A 21844-nucleotide genomic window follows, 5' to 3' on the forward strand; every position below is an offset into this window, starting at 1 on the left:
AAAAATACGGGAAAAGTACTGAAACTCTTAAGTGAGGTTCTTGATATTCATTCCCGGATTTGTCCGGATATTTCCGGAACAACAAAGTACACAAGTGATCAGCTGATAGAAAAATTTAATGATGATACAAAACCGGTTTTTGTTGCTGTAGATGATAATGATGATGTCATAGGATATGTTTTCTGTGCTTTTTTAGAATAGCCATTTAGTACTAATATGTATCAATTTAGCACACTATTCATAGATGATCTTTGTGTTGATCAGAATGTCCGGAGACGGCAGATCGGAACAAAAATTTATAAGCATGTGCTTACATTTGCGAAAGAAAAAGGCTGTTATGATGTTATGCTTAATGTATGGAAAGGCAATGAGAGAGCCAAAGCATTTTATGAGAAAATGAGTATGATTGTGAAAGAAATACAAATGGAAGTGATTTTATAAAAGCCCTTGGTGAAAAAGCACTTTTAGTGGGATTTTCACTTGGTGACCAGATCGCTTTTGAATTTATTTCAGAATATCCGATCTTATTTTATTCGGTAATTATTTGTTAGTTCTTGGCTGAATAAAATGAAACAAGCTTTACCGGGGATCATGGAAGTCAATGAGAAGCAGTCTGCATCATATTAAAGGAAATGGTTTTGTAATATAAAATTGCTTTATAAACGGTTTTCCGGCTTTAGAGAGGAAAAAAATTGTTAGACAGATGCAAAATAATATAATCCAAAGCCAAAGGAGACGATATATGGCAAGAATATCAAATGTCTATAGAAAATCAATTGAAAGATGGAGAAGATTTTGAAGAATCAGTATGAATCCGGATATAGTTTATAAAATTGTATGACGAGTGCCGTATAATCAGAAGAAATTAAATTAGATATGAATGATTAAAAGAAGCGGAGTGAGGATCTGCTTCTTTTAATACCAGCAAGAGAAAATAAAATTATGGCAGATAATGATTGAATTTAATAATTGTGCTATAATAACACCGATTATACTTACAAAGAAAAGAGGGTTAATGTAAAATATGATAGATGGAAAAGACAATTCTATTGTATTTAAAAATTAATTGATATATTTTATTTATTAAGGGATGTTGTTGTTTAATGATAAAAACATGTGTAAAAGATGACAGGTTTGAAGGAATACTGTTTCCCGGAAATGGGAGTAAGAATAAAGCGCTGATAGTGATGTCAGGTTCTAATGGGGGAATGAAGATTACAAGGCAATGTGCAGCATTTTATAATCAGAACGGAATTCCGGCACTGGCACTTGCTTTGTTTGGTACAAAAGGGACACAGCCTTTTTTAGATAGAGTTCCTGTTGAATATATAGAAAATGCTATAGAGTGGCTTAAGAAGAAAGGCTATAAGAAAATCGGAATTGACGGTACATCAAAAGGAAGTGAAATAGCATTGGTGGCAGCATCCATGTTTTCTGATATTTCCTGTGTTATTGTACGTGTTCCATCATATTTTGTCAGTGAGGGATTGATAGGCAGGAAAAAAGATAAAAGACCGTCCGGAACATCCTGCTGGAGCTATAGAGGAAAAGAACTGCCTTATGCTCCATATAAATCGAGAACATTCGATATTCTTAGAATACTTAGAGAATATAGAGAGCTGCATATCATTAGTTTTAATAAAGATAAAGACATTACCCCGGATAGTCTTATAAAAATAGAAAATATAAAAGCTCCGATACTGATGTTCTCATCAAAGAATGATACTGTATGGCCTTCTTATGACTATGCAATGTATATTGAAAATAAATTGAAGAAAATAAATTATTCATATAAGTATAAACATGTTGCTTATAAAAATATGAGTCATGCCCTATTAACAAAGCTGCCATTTATATATAAGCTTGCATTCAAGTCTGAAAGAAATAATATGGCGGCATGTGCAAATGAAAGGGAGAATTTGAAGAAAGAACTTATAAATTGGGTGCATGAAGAATGGAAATAAGAATATTAAATTTAGAAAGAAGGTAAAGTTGTGAATCAAAAAACACTTAAAATTATGGGATAGGTAGCAATATGTACTGCTATGTTTATGTATATATCCTATTTTCCACAAATAATGAATAATATACATGGGGTTAAAAGTGTTTTTTGTAGCCTATGGTTGCTGCAATAAATTGTACTTTATGGGTCAGCTATGGCTTTTTTCAAAAGAAAATAGACTGGCCTCTTGTGATAACAAATATACCGGGCGTAATATTTGGCGTCATTGCTGCAATTACTGCTTTATAAGCAGGTATACTATATAAAATATGGAATTAATTTGTTTTTTAGACTGGAATTAAATATAAAAGGAGAATTTATGAATGCATTTATATTAGTCACAATAAAATTAGTAATCGGTTTTTTGGCTTTAATAATGATAATAAATATTTCAGGAAAAGGAAACTTGTCACCATCATCTGCTAGTGATCAGGTACAGAATTATGTGCTTGGCGGTATTATTGGAGGAGTTATTTATAATAATGATATTCAAATACTGGATTATATTTGTATCTTATGTATCTGGTGTGCACTGGTACTGGTCTTAAAATGGATTAAAAAACATAGTGTGAAAGCAAAACAGTTAATAGATGGTAAAGCATTAATAATTATTGATAATGGTGAAGTTAATATTGATAATTGTAAAAAAGCGGGCTTATCTGCTCATGATGTATCTTTTAAGCTTCGAACGGATAATATTTACTCGACAAAAAAAGTAAAAAGAGCAGTAGTGGAACAAGATGGTCAATTAATCATTATTCAGGAAGGAGAAGAAAATCCAAAATTTCCATTGATAACGGATGGACAATTGCAAACGGATATTTTAACTGTAATAGGCAGGGATGAGGAATGGCTTTTAAAAGAAATGGAAAAACAGGGAGTAAGTAAATACAGCGAGATATTTTTGGGGGAGTATGTCGATAGCAAGCTGACATTGATACTCTATCATTAGAATTTTCTTTTATGTTATTTATGACGGGTTATATATTTCAGAAAAATTTTAAGGAGAAGATAAAATGAAGTTTTATCCGGCTGAATCAGTTGAGGAAAAGATATGGTCACCGGTATGATATATCTATTAAGAATAATAAAATTGAATTAAGAAATAACGATGATGTTCATAAATTAATATTGGATAATATGAATGATTTTAGATGGATAAAATTATAATGTCTATAAAAGAAAATAATGAAAAAATACCTTGTCTGTGATAGAATGGTTCTGGTTAGGAGATGAATGCTATGGATTATACAGGAATTGCATTATTGTTAGGATTATTTGCAGTTAATGCTTTTGCTTTGAATTTTTTATATGATTCTAAATATAAATTAGTAGGTGCTATGAATATTATCGGGTTATGTCTGACTGTCGGATTAGCATTTAATTTTAAACAGATGGAAGATATATTTAAGATCTTTTTGGGATTATTTATTTTAGTTATTATTTTCTTTATTATTAGAATCAGGCTTGCTAGAAAAAAAGTAAAGCGGATTGAAGTACATGATGAGGAGAAAGAGGATGAACTTTAAAATTGAAATGGAAAATGGCTCAGTAATGACAGGAGAGCTTTATCCTGACATTGCTCCCTTAACAGTTGAAAATTTTGTAAATTTATGTAATCAGCATTTCTATCAGGGATTAATTTTTCATAGAGTTATTCCCGGATTTATGATTCAGGGAGGTGGCGTAGATAAAAATATGCAGGCTAAGTCTGCTGACCCTATTAAGGGTGAATTTGCATCAAATGGTGTAAAGAATAATTTAAAACATACTAGAGGTGTTCTATCTATGGCTCGTACAATGATTCTTGATAGTGCATCTTCTCAGTTTTTTATTATGCATGCTGATGCACCTCATTTAGATGGACAGTATGCAGCTTTTGGTAAAGTTTTAGAAGGATTAGATGTGATTGATAATATTGTTGATGAGAAGAGAGATTTTAGAGACTGTCCATATAATCCTCAGATTATTAAAGATATTACAATATATTAGGAGAAGAATATGAAGATATTATTAGCAGGAGGAGCTGGCTATATTGGTTCTCATACAGCTTTAGCTCTTATAGAAGCAGGACATGAAGCAATTATTGTTGACAACTATGATAATAGCTGTGAAGAAGCTATATTAAGAGTTGAACAGCTAACAAACACGAAGATTAAGCATTATGAAGCTGATGTAAAAGATAATCAGGCGATGGATAAGATTTTTAAAGAAAATAAGATTGATTGTGTTATCCATTTTGCCGGATTAAAGGCGGTAGGTGAATCTGTTCAAAAGCCTATTGAATATTATCGTAACAATATTGATACAACTCTTTCATTATTAGAAGTTATGAGAGACAATGATGTTCATAATATTGTATTCTCTTCTTCAGCTACTGTTTATGGTGATAATGTATCACCATTATATGAAGATGTTAGAAAAGGTGTATGTACTAATCCATATGGATGGACAAAATGGATGATGGAACAGATTTTATCCGATGCCAGTTCTGCTGATAAAGAATTAAGTGTTATCTTATTACGTTATTTTAATCCGATTGGTGCTCATCCATCAGGAAGAATAGGAGAAGATCCACAAGGTATTCCTAATAATCTGATGCCTTATATTTCTCAGACGGCAGTTGGTAAAAGAGATCATTTAACAATTTTTGGTAATGACTATCCAACTCCTGATGGTACATGCCAGAGAGATTATATTCATGTTATGGATTTAGCTGATGGACATGTTAAGGCTGTTGAATATGCAAAAACAAGAAAAGGAACAGATATTATTAATTTAGGAACCGGAACACCTTATTCTGTATTAGATATTGTACATGCATTTGAAAAAGCCAATAATCTAAAATTAAAATATGAAATGGGTCCTAGACGTGAAGGAGATTTAGCTGTATGCTATAGTAATGCTGATAAAGCATTGAAAGTATTAGGTTGGAAAGCTAAACGTCATTTAGAAGATATGTGTCGGGATTCATGGAACTGGCAAAAGAATAATCCTAATGGCTATAGAGACTAACAGGAGATACCTCCTGTTTTGTTTTTGGATATTTTATCCTAAAATAATCAAAAATATTTATTATTTTTCTAAAAATGTAGATATTAGATAAAAAATCACATATAATTAAAGTGTTGGAGGTTTAAACATGAAGGAAGGAATCCGTAGAGAATACAAAAAACAATATGATGCTTCTACTAAGAAAATTGATATTGTGAATGTACCTGAATTCAATTTTATTATGATTGATGGAATAGGAAATCCAAAAGTTGAAGAATTCAGATTAAAAAGCGAAGCCTTACGCATAATGTCTCAGGAAATAAGAGAATACTTTAAGAAAGAAAAAGATCTTCTTTATTTAATTTCCCCTCTGGAAGGTCTTTGGGATACGTATGATAATTCTCGTTTTGATGTTACAAGAAAGAAAATGATTAAGTTCACTTTAATGATGGCACAGCCTAAATTATTGGATGAGTCAACATTTGAAATCATTAAACAGTCAGCTGCCAATAAGAAAGATAATCCTTATATTGTTGATGTATATCTTAAAAGGTATACAGAAGGTGAATGTGTTCAGATGCTTCATAAAGGAGCATATAATGAAGAAATTCATACAACAACACAGATTATGGAATTTATCACTATTCAGAATATGAAGCTTGTTGGCTTTCATCATGAGGTTTATTTGAATGATCCTGCTAAGGTGCCGGAAGAGAAATTAAAGACTATTGTAAGATATGCAATTAAGGAAAGAAATTAAAGAAACTCGTAAGAGTTTTTTTAATTGGTATTGCTTTATTAATAGAATGTTTTTTAGTAAAATAAAGATTATCAAGGAGGATTATTATGTTATTAGCATCATGGAATGTCAATGGAATCAGAGCCTGTCTGACAAAAGGGTTTGAAGATTCTTTTAAAAAGATTAATGCTGATATATTCGCATTACAGGAAACTAAGGCTCAGGTTGATCAGATTGTTTTAGATTTTCCTGAATATCATGCTTTTTATAACAGTGCAGTAAAAAAAGGATATAGCGGTGTCGCTATACTGACTAAGATTAAGCCTAATCATGTTTATTATGGTATAGATATTAAAGAGCATGATCAGGAAGGAAGAGTATTGACATTAGAATTCGATCATTTTTATTTTGTTGGCTGTTATACACCAAACAGTAAAAGAGAGTTAGCTAGATTAGATTATCGCATGAAATGGGAAGATGATTTCTTAGCTTATCTGGATAAGCTAAATAAAACAAAGCCTGTCATATTATGTGGTGATCTGAATGTTGCTCATCAGGAAATAGACTTAAAGAATCCATCGTCAAATCATAAGAATGCCGGTTTTTCTGATGAAGAAAGAGAAAAAATGACACAGTTATTAAGTCATGGATATATCGATACTTTTCGTTATTTTTATCCTGATCAGACGGACGCTTACTCATGGTGGAGTTATATGTTTAAAGCAAGAGAAAGAAATGCCGGATGGCGTATTGATTATTTTATTACCAGTGAAAGATTAAAAGATAAACTTAAAGATGCCTATATTTACAGTGATATTCTTGGTAGTGATCATTGTCCTGTAGGATTGGAGATCAGCTTATGAAACTGATGATTATTTCTGATATACATGGTTCTTATGATGATTTGAAAAGAGTGATAGATTATTTTGATGAAGAACATCCTGATAAGCTTATTATTTTAGGAGATATTCTTTATCATGGACCAAGAAATGATTTACCTAAAGGATATGCTCCTAAAAAATGTATTCCTTTGTTAAATAAATATAAGGATAAAATTATTGCTGTAAGAGGAAACTGTGATGCTGAAGTTGATCAGATGGTCTTAGATTTCCCAATACGCAGTGATTATTTATTATTAAACTGTGATGGACATAATTTTTTTATAACTCATGGACATTTATATGATGAGAATCATTTTCCTTATTTAAATAAGGGAGATGTTTATATTTATGGACATTATCACATTCCGGTACTAATTAAAGAAAATAATTATTATAAAGTTAATCCTAATTCGATTTCTTTACCTAAAAAGGGAGAGAAGAGTTTTATTATTTACGAAAATGAAACATTTATTCTTTATAATATAGATAAACAAGAAATTAATAGATTAAATATTAAAAAATAAAAAAATCCCGTGAAACATATTTAAAAGTATGGTATTTTTATATATGGAGGGGAGAGTATGCCTAAGTATAAGAAGATTGCAGATAAAATAAGAGATAAAATTATGACGCATGAATATCCTATCGGTACAAAGCTCCCTTATGAGTATGTTTTATGTGTCAATTATCATTGTAATAAAGAAACAATGAAAAAAGCTTTGGATATTCTAGTTAAAGAAGGTCTTATTATTAGAAGAAGAGGAGCAGGCACCTTTATTAAGGATATTAGCTTAGATGATAAGCCGAATTCAATCTTTAACAGAAGTCTGACAAAGAGATTTGAAACAAGTAAGGTTAGCAGTGATGTCATTGAGTTTGAAGTGATTCCCTGTGATGAATTTCTTGCCGGTAAATTACAGATAGAGATAGGAGATTTTGTTTATCATATCATTCGTAATAGATATGTAGATGGTAAACCTTATTTGATTGATATATCTTATATTCCTTTGAATCAGATACCCAATCTGAAGATTCAGATTCTTAAAGGCTCAATCTATGATTATATTTCAAAAGAACTTAATCTTAAGCTTCAAAGCTGTCATATAAGTATTAGCAGTGCCTTATCTACAAGTCTGGAACAGGATTTTCTTGGCTTGAAGGAAAATGAACCTTATATACAGGAAGAACAGGTTGCTTATCTAAGCAATAATACTATCTTTGAATATACATTATCACGTTATCATTATGCACATTATGAATTTCAGACAATTTTTGTGAATGGATAAAGAGTTATTGTGTTCATGGAATTATTAATGTATAATTACTAATTGTTGTAAGAAAGGAAATCTCTATGGAACAGAAATTTAAAGCAAAGCCAAATTTAGCGGTAGGAATTTTTCTAATAGTAGTTATATTATCCAGTATTCTATTTTTGGCGGATTATTTAAATGGTACAAAAAACTTGACATCAGTTCAGATGATTGTTCTGTTTATCTTTGATTTAGCTATACTTTATTATTTTTTAGGATGTCGTCCTTATGCTTATGTGGTAGGAAATAAACAGATTGTTATGAAGAAAAGACTTTATAAAGATAAAATTATTGATTTGATGAAAGCGGAGATTATTACTGATCCGGTTCCAAGACTTGCGGATCTGATTACTCGTCCACATGCGATTGAAATCTATATGGATACAAAAAAGCGTTTTTGTTTCTATCCTCATTCACCACTTGATTTTGTAGGTGCTGTATTATCTGAGAACAAGCGTATTCATTGTAGTGTTTCAGCATATACTGATATTCATCGTTCAATTGAAAAGCGTGAGAGAAAAAGAAGAAAAAAAAGTGAGAAAAATAGTCAGAAAGAAGCTTAAAAAGCTTCTTTTTTTAGGTTGAAATGTAAGCATTTTCAGATTCTTGAAATTAAATTATATTGTTATAATCATTGTATTTTAAAAGTATGGTACTTTTAATGAAAAGGTATTGACTTTTAAATGTAAAAGACATATACTGATTATGTCGAAAATATTTCAAAGGGAGGAAAAATTTTATATGGACGCTTTTGCTGACACATTGGGACGCGTTGGTGCTGCATTTGGTCAAAACAAGTACTTAAATGCTATCAAAAATGCATTCCAGAACTTTATGCCAGCCACTATTACAGGTGCGATTGGTGTATTATGGACAAATGTATTAGTAAACAGTAGCACAGGGTTAGGAGCTCTTTGGAAACCTATTATGGCTTTAGAAGTGCTTAATCCAATCTTTAGTGCTATGCAGTATGCTACTATTTCTTGTATTACTATTGGTGTAACTATGTTATTAGCTCAGGAAATTGCTAATGCAAATGGTGAAACTGGTGCTTATCCTGCATTATTAGGTTTCATTCTTTGGTTAATGGTTACTCCAACATCTGCTAACATCACTTCTTTAGCTATCAGTGGTGTTGATAAGGCAGGTAAGAATATTGGGTTATCTTTAACACAATACATTGATTTTGGTAAGATTGTTAAAGATTTCAATGCTCTTAATCCGGCTTCACCATTAACTGAGGTTAATGGCGGTAACTTCTCATGGAGCGGTATTTTTAGCAGCTATACAGGTGCAACTGGTTTATTCACCGGTTTAATTGTTGCTATTGTCGGTCTTGAAATCTATAACTTATTCCGTAAAAATGATGCATTAAAAATCAAAATGCCTGAACAGGTACCTCCAGGGGTAGCTAAAGCATTCGAGGTTTTAATTCCTACAGCTTTAACTTGTATCGTAATCGGTGCAATCGGATTAATTTGTCAGTTGGTAACTAAGGCTGAATTAAATGCTTTAATTTATAATTCAGTGCAGGCTCCGTTACAAAAATTAGTTGGTGATAATATCATCGCAGTATGTATTATGTATGTTATTATCATGTTATTCTGGTGCGTAGGTATCCATGGTAACAACATGTTAGCAGCTGTTAAAGAACCAATCTTTAGACCATTATTATATGCTAACGTAGCAGCTTATACATCTAAACAGGCAATTCCTAATGTAATGAACTTAACTATGTTACAGATGTTTGCTGAATTCGGTGGTTCAGGTGTTACAATCGGTTTAGTAATCGCTATCTTCATTTTCAGTAGACGTGAAGATAACAGAACTATTGCCGGTATCTCTGTAGTTCCAGGTTTATTCAATATTAATGAAACTATGACATTTGGTATCCCTCTAGTATTGAACCCAATCCTAGACATTCCATTTATCTTTGCTCCGGTTATCACTATGATTGTTGGTTGGATATTAGTTTCTTCAGGATTCTGTCCAAAGATCGTAATAGAAGTACCTTGGACAATGCCACCGGTAATCTTAGGATTCTTAGCTACAGGCGGTAATATTATGGGTGCAATTTCTCAGTTAATTGTTGTTGCAGTTTCTGTAGTTGTATACATCCCATTCCTGATTGCTTATGAATCTTATCAGAACAAGCAGGCAGCAGCTGAATAGAATTGATATAAGAAGAGTGATTTCTCACTCTTCTTTTTTTATTAAGCATCTATAAAAATAATGATAGACGATAGAATAAAATATAGCTATAATAAGCACATATAGAGGGGGATATGAAAATGGAGATGGATGACTTATTAAAAGAATATGGCTGTCTGACCTTTAGTGATGATGTAATGAAGGAAAGAATTCCTAAATCTGCTTACAAAGCTTTTCATGAGTCTTTAGATAAGGGAGAGCCTCTGACTAAGGAATGTGCGACTGTTGTTGCTAATGCTATGAAAATTTGGGCAATTAAAAATGGTGCAACCCATTTTACACACTGGTTTACGCCATTGACCGGCTTAACTGCTGAAAAGCATGATGCTTTTTTAGAACCGAGTGATGGTGGTGCAGTTTTAGAGTTTAGCGGTAAGACACTGAGAAAAGGAGAACCTGATGCTTCTTCTTTTCCAAGTGGTGGGATTCGCTCTACTTTTGAAGCTAGAGGTTATACCAGCTGGGATTGTACATCGTCAGCTTTTGTAAGAAATGGATCATTATATATACCGACATTATTTTGTTCCTATACCGGAGATGCTTTAGATGAAAAAACACCGCTATTAAGAAGCTGTGATGCTTTAGAGAAATCAGCTTTAAGACTTCTTCCAAAACTTGGATTAGATGATGTAAAACATGTCAAAGCAACAGTTGGGGCAGAACAGGAATATTTCCTTGTTCCTGACGAATACTATCAGAAAAGAATGGACTTAAAGCTTACCGGTAGAACTCTTTATGGTGCTATGGCACCAAAAGGGCAGGAATTGGGGGATCATTATTTTGGTTCTTTAAAAAGAAAAGTGAATGCTTTTATGACTGACCTTGATCATGAATTATGGAAATATGGTATTCCTTCAAAAACTAAGCATAATGAGGTAGCTCCTGCTCAGCATGAAGTTGCTTGTGTTTATTCGATTGTGAATATTACTGCTGATAATAATCATTTATTAATGCAGCTTGCTCAAGATATTGCTAAAAAGCACGGCTTAAGATGTTTGCTTCATGAAAAGCCGTTTGCCGGTGTTAATGGCAGCGGTAAGCATAATAACTGGTCTGTATCTACGGATACAGGAATAAACCTTATGAATCCCGGTAAAGACCCTCTTAGCAATATACCATTTTTAGCACAGCTTGCTTGCACTATTAAAGGTATTGATGAGTATGCTGACTTATTAAGATTAACAGCTGCCAGTGCCGGCAATGATCATAGATTGGGTGCTGATGAAGCACCGCCTGCAATTATTTCTATTTTCTTAGGTGAAGAATTAGATGATGTTGTTAGCAATATTATTAATAATTCTCATAATAGTCACTTACCCGGTGAAAGATTTAAGACGGGAGTCAGTGTTATTCCAACCTTCTCTAAAGATACAACTGATCGTAATAGAACATCTCCATTTGCTTTTACAGGTAATAAGTTTGAATTTAGAGCTGTTGGTTCAGCACAGTCTATTTCTAATGCTAATACGATGCTTAATACTATTTTTGCTCAGGAAATGGAAGAAATGAGTGATCTTATTGATTCCGGGATGAGTATTATGGATATTATCAAAAAATTTATTAGCGAACATCAGAGAATTATTTTTAATGGTGATGGTTATTCGCAGCAATGGGAAGAAGAAGCAGCTAAGAGAGGTCTTCCTAATTATAAGAATACTGTAGATGCTGCTAAGGCATTGAGAATTGAAAAGAATATCTCATTATTAGAACATCAGAATATTTATTCTAAGGTAGAAATAGAGTCACGCTATGAGATTATTTTAGATAATTATATTAAAACTATTTCAGTAGAAGCCGGAACTGCTTATAAGATGGCAAAGAGTGAAATATATCCGGCTGTTTTAAGATATATTGGTCAGGTCACTGAGGATGCAAAAGGTTTAGCGGCACTCAATCTTGATAATGAATTTATCTTAAGAGATCTTGTTGATTTAAGTGAACATGCCTCAACAATGAGAGCACAAATGGAAGATTTGTATCAGGAATTAACTTATGCAAAATCATTTGATGAATCAGAAATAGAAAAAGCATCTTTAGCTTATCGAGATCGTGTGATTCCTGCAATGAAAGCATTAAGAAAAACAGCGGATCATTTAGAGACGATAGTAGCTAAGGGAGACTGGCCAATGCCGGATTATATAGATTTAATGTTTGGTCTTTAAGAAAAGAAAGTAACCTTTCTTTTCTTTTTCTATATGATTTGATATAATAGTCACACGGGGTGGTTAACATGAAAATCAGACTATATAAAATAAATGATCTTGAAAAGATAATGAGCCTGTATTATGACACGGTACATAGTATTAATGCGAATGATTATACAGAAGAACAGCTGGATGCTATGGCACCTGGTAAACCTAATGTTTATCATTGGGAAACACAGCTTAATAAGAATCATACACTTGTTGCAGTAGATAATCAGGATACTATTATAGGGTTTGGAAATATTGGACAAACCGGCTTTTTAGATCGCTTATATATAGATAAAGATCATGTAAGAGAAGGAATTGCAACCAAGCTTGTGAATGAGCTTGAAAATTATGCAAGAAAGAAAGGCAATGAGAGAATCAATACTATTTCTACAATTTCATCGTTACCATTTTTTGAGAGTTTAGGATATGTCATGTTGGAAGAATATGTAAATGAAATGCGAGGTGTACGTATTGTTCGCTATATTATGGAGAAGACTTTATAGTCTTCTGTTTTTATTTCCATGGAAATAAAAACAGATATTCATAGAGAGAATATCTGTATTATACTATTGTTTATTTCTATTATAATTAATAAGAGATCCGGCCTTAAGAATTTCTTTTTCATTATCAGTCATATCAAGAATATAAAGAGAGATAGGAATGTAGCTGTCTTCTCTAATAATATAGGCAGGAATGTTATCTAAAGAGTTAGCTAGTTTTTCTTTAATATTAGGAACAAAGATATAATCATTTATCTTAAGATTATCCGGCTGTCCTTTAAGATGAAATGGAAGAATTCCCCAGTTAATACAATTAGAGCGATAACGCTTTGTTGCATATTCCTGAGTAATATTAGCTAACCCGCCTAATACTCTTTGACAGCTGGCTGCCTGTTCTCTGGCACTGCCATCTCCCGGCTTATTAGCATAGAGTACAGAACCTATTTCTACTTCTAAAGGATTCAGTGCTTCAAAGCCTTTAATAGATTTTATTATATTAAAGATATTTTCTAAAGACTTGGAAGTATGCCCTAAACATCTCTGCTGTTCTAAATCTCTAATAGATTTAGAACGCTGTACATAGAGAGGATCTCTTCTAGATAAAGTAAATTCAGCTAATCCCAGCGGATTAGAGCGATAGGATGATGTTTCACCGGAAGGGATAAGTTCATCTGTAGTCGTCACTTCATCTTCTATTTTAGAAGCGGTTTTTAAGAGAATATGATCAGTTAGAGCACCTAGCTTAGGCCAGTCTTTAATATTGGGACCATAACGTAATTCTTTTGTATTATCCGGATGATTAAAACCGTTATAAACTCTTGACTGATAACTGCGGTCATTATAGTGATATTCAGGAATATCTCCCCAGATATCAAGATGTTCTGCGGAAGTAAGAATACCTCCATTCGCAGCAGTAGCAGCTATTGACCGGGCATCCATCAAAGCAACAGCACTCATTTGTCCCTGACCGGGCTTAGAACCTTCTCTGTTAGGGAAGTTTCTTGTATTATGTCTTATTGATATGGCATTATTAGCAGGAATATCACCGGCACCAAAACAAGGACCGCAGAAAGCTGAGCGAATTAGAGCACCGCTATCCATTAAATCAGCAAGGAAGCCTTTTCTGTCTAAATCAGTATAAACCGGCTGAGATGATGGATAAATTGATAAATAGAATTCATCATTACCAATAGTTTTTCCTTTAAGAGCATGAGCTGCTTCAACAATGTTAGAATAAGTACCGCCGGAACATCCGCCAATAACTCCCTGTTGAACCATTAGCTTTCCATCAGAAGTGACTTTATCTAATAGAGTAAAATGAGCTTTTCCTTCAGAAACTTTAGCAGCAGCTTTTTCTGTTTCTTTTAAAATAGGAATAAGATTTTCATAAAGTTCATCGATTTCATAAGCATGAGAAGGATGGAAAGGTAAGGCAATCATTGGTTTGATAGTTGATAAATCAACATAAACACAGCCTTCATAATAAGCAATGGAATCAGGGTTTAATGTTTTATAATCAGCTTCGCGATGATGTTCTTTTAAATAATCATGTGTATCCTCATCAGTTCTCCAAATAGAAGAAAGACAGGTTGTTTCTGTTGTCATAACATCAATACCATTGCGATAATCAGTATCTATTGTACTAATACCGGGACCGACAAATTCCATAACTTTATTTTTTACATAGCCGTTTTTAAAGACTTCACGGATAATAGCTAAAGCAATATCATGAGGACCAACCCAAGGATGAGGCTTTCCATCAAGGTATACTGCAATAACATCAGGAAGATCTATATCATAAGTATCCTCTAGAAGCTGCTTCACTAATTCGCCTCCTCCTTCACCAATAGCCATAGTTCCTAAAGCGCCATAGCGTGTATGTGAATCAGAACCTAAGATCATTTTTCCGCATCCGGCAAAGTTTTCTCTCATATATTGATGAATAACTGCAATATGAGGAGGAACATAAATACCTCCATATTTTTTAGCGGCACTTAAGCCAAACAGATGATCATCATCATTGATTGTGCCTCCTACTGCACATAATGAGTTATGACAGCATGTCATAACATAAGGTAATGGAAATTTTTTCATACCGGAAGCTCTCGCAGTCTGAATAATACCTACATAAGTAATATCATGTGATGCCATTGAATCAAATTTTATTCTTAAGTGTTCCATATTGTTACTCATATTATGATTGTTCATAATATGATAAGCAATAGTCCCTTTTTTTGCTTCATTTTTATCATAATGAGACTGACTTTCAGGAATAATAGTATAACCATCTTTAAGAAAAATACCTTCATTATATAATTTAATCATTGTAATCTCCCTTTTTGAAATAGCTAAAATATTTATTTCTTTTATTCACTATAGTATAAAAGAATAATGAAGTAAATGTTTTTATTTCAATACAAAAGACAGGATAACTATCCTGTCTAACTATTTAGTTCTTCCCATAAAAGAAGCTTTTCCTCAAGTTCATTATTTAATTGTTCGATTGTATCCGTACATTCATTATACTTCTTATAATCATTTATAATCTCTTCTTCTCCAAGCAAAGCTTCTTTTTCTTTAATAGTATTTTCTAAAGAAGAAATTTCATTTTCAACTTTCTTCAGCTTGTTTTTTAAAGCCCTATCAGCCTGATTTACTATTTTAGATTGGCTAACAGCTGTCTCTTTCTGTTCAGATTTTATCTTCAAATGCTCTAAATAATAACTATAATTACCATTATATTCATCTACACCATGTTCAGACATATCTAGTATTTTAGTTGCGATTTTATTAATAAAATAACGATCATGAGAAATGAAAAGAATCGTACCGTCAAAGTCCAGCAGAGCATCTTCTAAAACCTCTTTAGACTGTATATCTAAATGATTGGTAGGCTCATCTAAAATAAGAAAGTTTGCTTTATTTAAGAGCAGTTTCATTAAGACTATACGTCCTTTTTCTCCTCCGGAAAGAATATCAATAGTCTTAAATACATCTTCTCCTTTAAAAAGAAATGCGGCACAAATATTTCTTATTTGAGTATTGTTCATTTTAGGGAAAGCATTGCTTATTTCATCAAAGATAGTATTGTTTATATTCAATGAAGAATGTTCTTGATCATAATATCCAATAGTTACTTTTACTCCTAAATGAATATGTCCGCTATCAGGAATAAGATCTTTTAATATTAAATGAAATAAAGTTGTTTTACCTATACCATTAGGACCAAGTAAAGCAATTCTATCATTTCTTTTGACTTCAAAGCTGATATGATCAAATAAAGGATGAGTAAAGCTCATTGAAAGATCCTTAACTTTTAAGACATCATATCCACTTTCTATTTCCGGCTGAAAAGAGATATGAATAGGAGAAGGAAGAGAATTTGGTTTTTCCGTCTTTTGCATTTTTTCCAAGGCTTTTTCTTTTGAATGTGCTCTTTTTAATTGCTTCTCTCGATTAAAAGATTTTAATGTATCAATAGACTGTTGCATCTTTTTTATCTCTTTCTGATTATTTAAATAATGCTTCAAATCGATATCTCTATTATGTTTTTTAATCTGTGCATATTCATTATAATGACAATGATATATTTTTGATTTTCCATTTTCTATTTCCATAATAGAGTCGGTAACCTGATCAATAAAATATCGATCATGTGACACAACAATAATAGCCTTAGGATAAGATTTAAGATAATTTTCAAGCCATTCAATAGCTTCTAAATCTAAATGGTTGGTAGGCTCATCAAGCAGTAGTAAATCAGGTTCACTTAATAATAGTTGACCCAATATAATTCTTGTTTTCTGACCTCCGGATAAGATACTGACCGGCTGATACCAGATATCTTTTTGAAAACCTAAACCATTTAAGATACCCTTAATATTTGATTCAATTGTATATCCATCAGATTCTTCAAACCGGACAGTTAAAGCATCATATTCTTTCATAATAGAGTCTAAATGGTCACTATGAGTCATTTGTGTTTCTAAATAACGCATTCTTTTTTCAATATTCTTTAAATTCTTATAAGGACTTTCTAAAGTCTCATAGATACTTAAAGATAAATCAAAATTATGATCTTGTGACAAATAGCCTATTGTGACATCACCTGCAATGGAAAGAGTACCGCTATCATAAGACTCTTCATTTTGCAGAATCTTTAATAAAGTACTTTTACCGGCACCATTTTCACCAATAACAGCCAGCTTATCTTTTGCTTCTATGTTAAAAGTTATATTTTTTAATACTTCCTGATCACCATAAAGTTTAGTTAATGAAGAACAACTTAATATCATATTTATCACCTTGTTTATTCTAACATATAAAAAAATAAATAAAAACAAGAGAATTTCTTTTGATTTATTGTTTAATTTAATAATTTATGTATAATTGTATACAATATGGGAGGATAAGAATATGCCATCACATAGTTTATTTGAAGTGACAAAACATGGATCACTGGGGAATCAGATATTTAATATCTTGAGAGACCGGATTTTAAATGAAGAATATAATCATGGTGATAAACTTAATGAACTGACTTTAGCTAAAGAGTTCAATATTAGTCGGACACCGGTTAGAGAATCTTTAAAACAGCTGGAATTAGAAGGATTGGTAGAAAGTATTCCGAATAAAGGTGTCTTTGTGAAAGGATTTAAGCCTAGAGATATAGATGATATGTTTGAAGTCAGAAAGATTCTTGAGTCACTTGCAGTAGGGCTTGCGATAGATCGTATCAATGATATTTATCTGGCAAAGATTAAAGATGTTTATGATTTAATGGAGTTTTATACAAAGAAAAAAGATAATGAGAAGATTCATGATTTAAATATTCTTTATCATGAAATGATTTATCAGGCGACACAGTCATCTTATCTGATGCAGGTTTTAAAAGATATTCATTATTATGTTTCGGTAACTACAAGACATTCTTTAAAACAGCATCAGAGAATGGAAACATCACTTAAGGAACATAAGGCAATATTAGATGCGATTATGGATAGGGATAAAGATTTAGCTAAGTCTTTGATTGTCAGTCATATTAATAAATCACAAATGCTTGTACGTAAATATTATGCATCAAAGGAAAAGAAGAGGTAGAATTATGACTAAGATACAAATGAAAACACCATTAGTAGAAATGGATGGAGATGAAATGACAAGAATCCTGTGGAAAGATATTAAGGAGGAATTAATTCTTCCTTTTGTAGATCTTAAAACAGAATATTATGATTTAGGATTAGAAAATAGAGATCTTACGAATGATCAGGTTACAGTAGATGCCGCTTATGCTAATAAGAAATATGGTGTATCAGTGAAGTGTGCAACTATTACGCCTAATGCACAAAGAGTAGAAGAATATCATTTAAAAGAAATGTGGAAATCACCTAATGGAACAATCAGAGCGATATTAGATGGAACAGTATTTAGAAAACCTATTATGATTGATTGTATTAGTCCTATTGTCAGTAAATGGAAAAAACCTATTACTATTGCCCGACATGCCTATGGTGATGTTTATAAATCATCCGAGATTAAAGTTCCCGGGAAAGGTATTGCTAAGTTGGTATTTGAAGGAGAAGATAAGATTGAAAAAGAAATATTTTCTTTTGAAACACCCGGTGTACTACAAGGACAGTATAATACAGATGATTCTATTGAGTCATTCGCAAGAAGCTGCTTTAATTATGCCTTAGATCAAAAACAGGATTTATGGTTTGGGACAAAGGATACTATTTCTAAGATTTATGATCATCGTTTTAAAGATATTTTCCAAGAGATCTATAATAAGGAATACAAAGATCTTTTTGAAAAAGAGGGACTCACTTATTTTTATTCATTAATTGATGATATTACAGCCAGAGTAATGAGAAGTGAAGGCGGATTTATCTGGGCTTGTAAAAATTATGATGGTGATGTTATGAGTGATATGGTATCAACAGCTTTCGGTTCACTTGCAATGATGACAAGTGTCCTTGTTTCTCCGGATGGTCATTATGAATATGAAGCAGCTCATGGTACAGTAACACGTCATTATTATCGTTATTTAAAAGGAGAAAAGACATCAACAAATCCAATCGCAACTATTTTTGCCTGGAGTGGAGCTCTTAGAAAAAGAGGAGAATTAGATAAAATTGATGCTCTTGTCTATTATGCTGATGTGTTAGAAAAAGCATGTCTTCATGTTTTAAATAACGGTATTCTTACGAAGGATTTGGTTTTATTAGCTGAAAATATTGAAGTTAAGGAAGTAAATTCTGAAGATTTCTTAAAAGCTGTTAGAAAAGAAATTGAAGCTTTATTATAAACCTTTCAAAAGAAAGGTTTTTTCATTGCTTGCATTCCTTATTATTTTTTCTTACAATACCTTTAATAAGGAGATCGGTATGCTGAAGGCTAAACATAAGACAGTGAAAGTGGGAGAAGATTATCGTCTGATTGCGATTTCCGATATTCATGGACATCTTGATTTCTTTATAGAATTGCTTGATTCTATTCATTATAAAGTAGGAGAAGATTATTTAGTAATCATAGGTGATTATGTAGAAAAAGGAGATCAGGTCTTAGAAACAATGGCTTTTATTGAAAAGCTATCTCATTATCCCAGAGTTTATATTCTTATGGGTAATTGTGAGTGGGCGATGACCGCCATGCTGACAATCCCTGAGCTGGCTCCTCATATCTCTCATTATTTAAATAAGGTTTCAGCTAATGGGGCAATCAGAACATTAATGCATCAAAAGCATTTAGATTTTAATACTCATTCTTCTTTAAGCATTCAGCATATACTTGAACAAAGTCTTCATACACATTTACAGTTTATAAAACATCTTCCGGTAACTTTAAAATTTAATGATTTTATTTTTGTTCATGCCGGTTTAGAACCAAGAGATAATTATAAAGAATGTGGGCTTTCTTCTTATTTAGAAATGCAGCGATTCTTAGATTATGGTCATCCTTTTAAAGAAACAGTTATTGTCGGTCATATTCCTGTTTCTAATTATAAGAATATTATTAATAATGATATTATTTTTGATTTTAATAAACGTATCATATCTATAGATGGAGGGATAGGCGTTAAGCCGATAGCACAACTTAATGCTTTAATTATTAATAGTATAGATGGAAAAATCAGTTATCAGACTGCAAAATATCAGCCTTTGCCTCAAGGTATATTAAAAAGAGATATAGAAGGAAATCATTTGTTTCATAAAATTTCATTTCCTGACTTTGAAGTAAAGATACTGGAAAAGAAAGAATCTTTCTCATTATGTCAGCAAGTCAACACTCATATGATATTAGATATTAAGAATGAGTACCTTTATCAAAGAGATGGACACTTTTATTGTCTTGATGACTATACAGATCATATGATTTCCGGAAATAAAGGAGATCCTATCAGTATCTTATTAAGATTTAAAGATTATGATTATGTATTGTGTAATGAACAAACCGGATGGGTAGAAGATAAGGATGTGAGAATAAGTGAAAAAAAATAAAAAGAGAAAGAAACTGTTTTTACAGAGAATAATTATGATTCTAATTGCGATATGTATGTTGGGAACAGCTTATTTTATATTAGGAAGAAGAGAAGTACCTGTTGAGGGATATATCAGCTTAGTAAAAGAAGCGGGAGTATTAAAGAAAGCTCCTGATGAAACGAGTCAAACATTACATACATTGCCGGTAGGAACACCTTTGATCGTAGTTGCTCATGTTACTTATTTACATCAGTCTTATGAGAAAATAGGGGCTTATGTAAATGGTCAAAGATTAACCGGATATGTTTTAAAAGATAAACTTAAAAAATATGAATTTGATGAGTCATTTGAAGCTAAGATACAGAAGTTTCCTGAGAGTTATCGTCAGTCACTAAGATATATTCATAGTTTATATAGTCACTGGCATTTTCGTATTATGTATAGTAATCATAGCTTTGAAGATGCAGCTAAAGCTTATCAGAAAAAAGCATTGATTGCTTCTGATAAGAATTCATTAATTGAATCCACAAAGATTATAGAAGGAAAAGTATGGAGAAAAGCAAATATAGATACAGTCAGATATTATCTTGATCCACGTAATCATTTATCAGCTTCACAATCTGTTATGTTTGAACAACAGACATTAAATAAAGAAGAAACTCTTAATGATGCCAGAAAAATGCTGGCTGATACATTTATGACAGGCATGGAACCAACATCAAATAAAAAATGGGAAACATTATATTATCAGGCGGCTCTTAAATATAATATTTCATTATCTAATTTAATCGCCAGAGCAATTGTTGAGCAGGCAGCTAAGGAAACTAAAAGCGGCGGAGCAGGAAATATCGGCGGTCATGCTAGAGGAGATAAGAGCGGTAAGATTTATTATAATATCTTTAATATTGGAGCTAACAGCGGAGCACAGGATGGTATTGATTATGCTAAAAAACAAGGCTGGGATACGAGAGAGAAGGCTATTAATGGCGGAGCCGACTATCTTAGTCGAAAATATATTCAAAGCGGTCAGGATACTTTATATTTACAGCGTTTTGATATTCATTATAAGAATTTGGGAACACATTCCTATATGACTAATATTATGGCACCGGTCAACGAAGCAAAACATATGTTTGATGGCTATATGAATATTAAGAATGAAAATATTACCAGAAGGCTTTTAATTCCGGTATATTTAAATATGCCTAAAAATACAGACTATCCGGATAGAACTGACTTACTGAATAGAATGTCGTTTTATAAATATTATTTCTTTAAAGATATATCGCAGATGAAATTTAAATACCAAAAGAATATAAAATATACAGGTAATCCGGTAACACCTCAATTAAAAGTTTATTCCGGTGTAAATTTATTAAGAGAAAATATAGATTATACAATACGCTATTCTTCTCATACTAAAAAGGGGAAAGTAAATGTTACAGTATTTGGTTTAAATCAGTATTATAATACATATAAATTTACTTATAATATAAATTGATTTGTTTATAATATAAATTATTTTAAATTAATT

Annotated in this window: 20 protein-coding genes; 18 read left to right on the forward strand and 2 right to left on the reverse strand. The window is 32.0% G+C overall.

Annotation, left to right across the window (positions count from 1 at the left end; genetic code table 11):
* The first annotated feature begins 216 nt into the window (after positions 1 to 216).
* The 14 genes from HMPREF9943_RS10185 (at position 217) to HMPREF9943_RS05640 (ending at position 12832) form a co-directional block, all read left to right on the forward strand.
* Positions 217 to 441 (forward strand): GNAT family N-acetyltransferase, encoded by a 225-nt coding sequence (locus HMPREF9943_RS10185; RefSeq protein WP_004802913.1) that lies wholly within the window; start codon positions 217 to 219, stop codon positions 439 to 441.
* 662 nt (positions 442 to 1103) lie between these two features.
* The gene (locus HMPREF9943_RS05580; RefSeq protein ID WP_004802915.1) at positions 1104 to 1964 is read left to right on the forward strand and encodes an acyl-CoA thioester hydrolase/BAAT C-terminal domain-containing protein; all 861 of its coding nucleotides are present in this window, start codon (positions 1104 to 1106) and stop codon (positions 1962 to 1964) included.
* Between the two features lie 357 nt (positions 1965 to 2321).
* Positions 2322 to 2954: a DUF421 domain-containing protein gene (locus HMPREF9943_RS05585; RefSeq protein ID WP_004802917.1), complete on the forward strand. Its 633-nt coding sequence runs from the start codon at positions 2322 to 2324 to the stop codon at positions 2952 to 2954.
* Positions 2955 to 3243: 289 nt separating this feature from the next.
* Positions 3244 to 3531 carry a hypothetical protein gene (locus tag HMPREF9943_RS05590; RefSeq protein ID WP_004802919.1) on the forward strand — a complete coding sequence of 96 codons (288 nt, stop codon included), beginning with the start codon at positions 3244 to 3246 and terminating at the stop codon, positions 3529 to 3531.
* A complete protein-coding gene (locus HMPREF9943_RS05595) occupies positions 3521 to 3994 on the forward strand; it encodes a peptidylprolyl isomerase (RefSeq protein WP_004802920.1) in 474 nt (157 codons plus the stop codon). Before HMPREF9943_RS05590 ends, HMPREF9943_RS05595 begins: the two co-directional genes overlap by 11 nt.
* Before the next feature lie 9 nt (positions 3995 to 4003).
* Positions 4004 to 5017, forward strand: a complete 1014-nt coding sequence (galE, locus tag HMPREF9943_RS05600) for a UDP-glucose 4-epimerase GalE (protein WP_004802923.1) — start codon at positions 4004 to 4006, stop codon at positions 5015 to 5017.
* Between the two features lie 127 nt (positions 5018 to 5144).
* Positions 5145 to 5756, forward strand: coding sequence for a GyrI-like domain-containing protein (locus tag HMPREF9943_RS05605; RefSeq protein ID WP_004802925.1), 612 nt, complete (start codon positions 5145 to 5147; stop codon positions 5754 to 5756).
* Between the two features lie 86 nt (positions 5757 to 5842).
* Positions 5843 to 6598: an exodeoxyribonuclease III gene (locus tag HMPREF9943_RS05610; RefSeq protein ID WP_004802928.1), complete on the forward strand. Its 756-nt coding sequence runs from the start codon at positions 5843 to 5845 to the stop codon at positions 6596 to 6598.
* Complete coding sequence (gene yfcE / locus HMPREF9943_RS05615) at positions 6595 to 7140, forward strand: phosphodiesterase (protein WP_004802930.1); 546 nt, start codon at positions 6595 to 6597, stop codon at positions 7138 to 7140. Before HMPREF9943_RS05610 ends, yfcE begins: the two co-directional genes overlap by 4 nt.
* 57 nt (positions 7141 to 7197) lie before the next feature.
* Complete coding sequence (locus tag HMPREF9943_RS05620) at positions 7198 to 7902, forward strand: GntR family transcriptional regulator (protein ID WP_004802932.1); 705 nt, start codon at positions 7198 to 7200, stop codon at positions 7900 to 7902.
* Positions 7903 to 7967: 65 nt separating this feature from the next.
* Positions 7968 to 8489 (forward strand): hypothetical protein, encoded by a 522-nt coding sequence (locus tag HMPREF9943_RS05625; RefSeq protein WP_004802933.1) that lies wholly within the window; start codon positions 7968 to 7970, stop codon positions 8487 to 8489.
* A 178-nt stretch (positions 8490 to 8667) separates the two neighbouring features.
* Entirely contained in the window at positions 8668 to 10098 is a 1431-nt protein-coding gene (locus HMPREF9943_RS05630) for a PTS sugar transporter subunit IIC (protein WP_004802937.1), read from the forward strand.
* Positions 10099 to 10217: 119 nt separating this feature from the next.
* Positions 10218 to 12299, forward strand: coding sequence for a glutamine synthetase III family protein (locus tag HMPREF9943_RS05635; protein ID WP_040402696.1), 2082 nt, complete (start codon positions 10218 to 10220; stop codon positions 12297 to 12299).
* A 68-nt stretch (positions 12300 to 12367) separates the two neighbouring features.
* On the forward strand, positions 12368 to 12832 hold the full coding sequence (locus HMPREF9943_RS05640; RefSeq protein WP_004802941.1) for a GNAT family N-acetyltransferase: 465 nt from the start codon (positions 12368 to 12370) through the stop codon (positions 12830 to 12832).
* Positions 12833 to 12895: 63 nt separating this feature from the next.
* Here HMPREF9943_RS05640 and HMPREF9943_RS05645 read toward each other — a convergent pair whose 3' ends face one another.
* Complete coding sequence (locus tag HMPREF9943_RS05645) at positions 12896 to 15154, reverse strand: hydratase (RefSeq protein ID WP_004802945.1); 2259 nt, start codon at positions 15152 to 15154, stop codon at positions 12896 to 12898.
* Positions 15155 to 15270: 116 nt separating this feature from the next.
* Positions 15271 to 17124, reverse strand: a complete 1854-nt coding sequence (gene abc-f, locus HMPREF9943_RS05650; RefSeq protein ID WP_004802946.1) for a ribosomal protection-like ABC-F family protein — start codon at positions 17122 to 17124, stop codon at positions 15271 to 15273.
* 121 nt (positions 17125 to 17245) lie between these two features.
* Between abc-f and HMPREF9943_RS05655 the strand changes: the two genes are divergently transcribed.
* From HMPREF9943_RS05655 to HMPREF9943_RS05670, 4 genes are all read left to right on the forward strand, one after another.
* Entirely contained in the window at positions 17246 to 17929 is a 684-nt protein-coding gene (locus HMPREF9943_RS05655; RefSeq protein ID WP_004802947.1) for a GntR family transcriptional regulator, read from the forward strand.
* Positions 17930 to 17933: 4 nt separating this feature from the next.
* Complete coding sequence (locus HMPREF9943_RS05660; RefSeq protein WP_004802949.1) at positions 17934 to 19136, forward strand: NADP-dependent isocitrate dehydrogenase; 1203 nt, start codon at positions 17934 to 17936, stop codon at positions 19134 to 19136.
* A 79-nt stretch (positions 19137 to 19215) separates the two neighbouring features.
* Positions 19216 to 20328, forward strand: coding sequence for a metallophosphoesterase family protein (locus HMPREF9943_RS05665; protein ID WP_004802951.1), 1113 nt, complete (start codon positions 19216 to 19218; stop codon positions 20326 to 20328).
* On the forward strand, positions 20315 to 21811 hold the full coding sequence (locus tag HMPREF9943_RS05670) for a hypothetical protein (RefSeq protein WP_026624051.1): 1497 nt from the start codon (positions 20315 to 20317) through the stop codon (positions 21809 to 21811). The genes HMPREF9943_RS05665 and HMPREF9943_RS05670 overlap by 14 nt, the downstream gene beginning before the upstream one ends.
* The last annotated feature ends 33 nt before the right edge of the window (positions 21812 to 21844 follow it).

It is taken from the genome of Eggerthia catenaformis OT 569 = DSM 20559 (assembly GCF_000340375.1).
GTDB lineage: Bacteria > Bacillota_I > Bacilli_A > Erysipelotrichales > Coprobacillaceae > Eggerthia > Eggerthia catenaformis.

What these genes read in the sequence shown, in the direction of transcription:
- HMPREF9943_RS10185 (WP_004802913.1), top strand. Translation starts at nt 217, where the DNA reads ATGTATCAATTTAGCACACTATTCATAGATGATCTTTGTGTTGATCAG.
- HMPREF9943_RS05580 (WP_004802915.1), top strand. Translation starts at nt 1,104, where the DNA reads ATGATAAAAACATGTGTAAAAGATGACAGGTTTGAAGGAATACTGTTT.
- HMPREF9943_RS05585 (WP_004802917.1), top strand. Translation starts at nt 2,322, where the DNA reads ATGAATGCATTTATATTAGTCACAATAAAATTAGTAATCGGTTTTTTG.
- HMPREF9943_RS05590 (WP_004802919.1), top strand. Translation starts at nt 3,244, where the DNA reads ATGGATTATACAGGAATTGCATTATTGTTAGGATTATTTGCAGTTAAT.
- HMPREF9943_RS05595 (WP_004802920.1), top strand. Translation starts at nt 3,521, where the DNA reads ATGAACTTTAAAATTGAAATGGAAAATGGCTCAGTAATGACAGGAGAG.
- galE (WP_004802923.1), top strand. Translation starts at nt 4,004, where the DNA reads ATGAAGATATTATTAGCAGGAGGAGCTGGCTATATTGGTTCTCATACA.
- HMPREF9943_RS05605 (WP_004802925.1), top strand. Translation starts at nt 5,145, where the DNA reads ATGAAGGAAGGAATCCGTAGAGAATACAAAAAACAATATGATGCTTCT.
- HMPREF9943_RS05610 (WP_004802928.1), top strand. Translation starts at nt 5,843, where the DNA reads ATGTTATTAGCATCATGGAATGTCAATGGAATCAGAGCCTGTCTGACA.
- yfcE (WP_004802930.1), top strand. Translation starts at nt 6,595, where the DNA reads ATGAAACTGATGATTATTTCTGATATACATGGTTCTTATGATGATTTG.
- HMPREF9943_RS05620 (WP_004802932.1), top strand. Translation starts at nt 7,198, where the DNA reads ATGCCTAAGTATAAGAAGATTGCAGATAAAATAAGAGATAAAATTATG.
- HMPREF9943_RS05625 (WP_004802933.1), top strand. Translation starts at nt 7,968, where the DNA reads ATGGAACAGAAATTTAAAGCAAAGCCAAATTTAGCGGTAGGAATTTTT.
- HMPREF9943_RS05630 (WP_004802937.1), top strand. Translation starts at nt 8,668, where the DNA reads ATGGACGCTTTTGCTGACACATTGGGACGCGTTGGTGCTGCATTTGGT.
- HMPREF9943_RS05635 (WP_040402696.1), top strand. Translation starts at nt 10,218, where the DNA reads ATGGAGATGGATGACTTATTAAAAGAATATGGCTGTCTGACCTTTAGT.
- HMPREF9943_RS05640 (WP_004802941.1), top strand. Translation starts at nt 12,368, where the DNA reads ATGAAAATCAGACTATATAAAATAAATGATCTTGAAAAGATAATGAGC.
- HMPREF9943_RS05645 (WP_004802945.1), bottom strand. Translation starts at nt 15,154, where the DNA reads ATGATTAAATTATATAATGAAGGTATTTTTCTTAAAGATGGTTATACT.
- abc-f (WP_004802946.1), bottom strand. Translation starts at nt 17,124, where the DNA reads ATGATATTAAGTTGTTCTTCATTAACTAAACTTTATGGTGATCAGGAA.
- HMPREF9943_RS05655 (WP_004802947.1), top strand. Translation starts at nt 17,246, where the DNA reads ATGCCATCACATAGTTTATTTGAAGTGACAAAACATGGATCACTGGGG.
- HMPREF9943_RS05660 (WP_004802949.1), top strand. Translation starts at nt 17,934, where the DNA reads ATGACTAAGATACAAATGAAAACACCATTAGTAGAAATGGATGGAGAT.
- HMPREF9943_RS05665 (WP_004802951.1), top strand. Translation starts at nt 19,216, where the DNA reads ATGCTGAAGGCTAAACATAAGACAGTGAAAGTGGGAGAAGATTATCGT.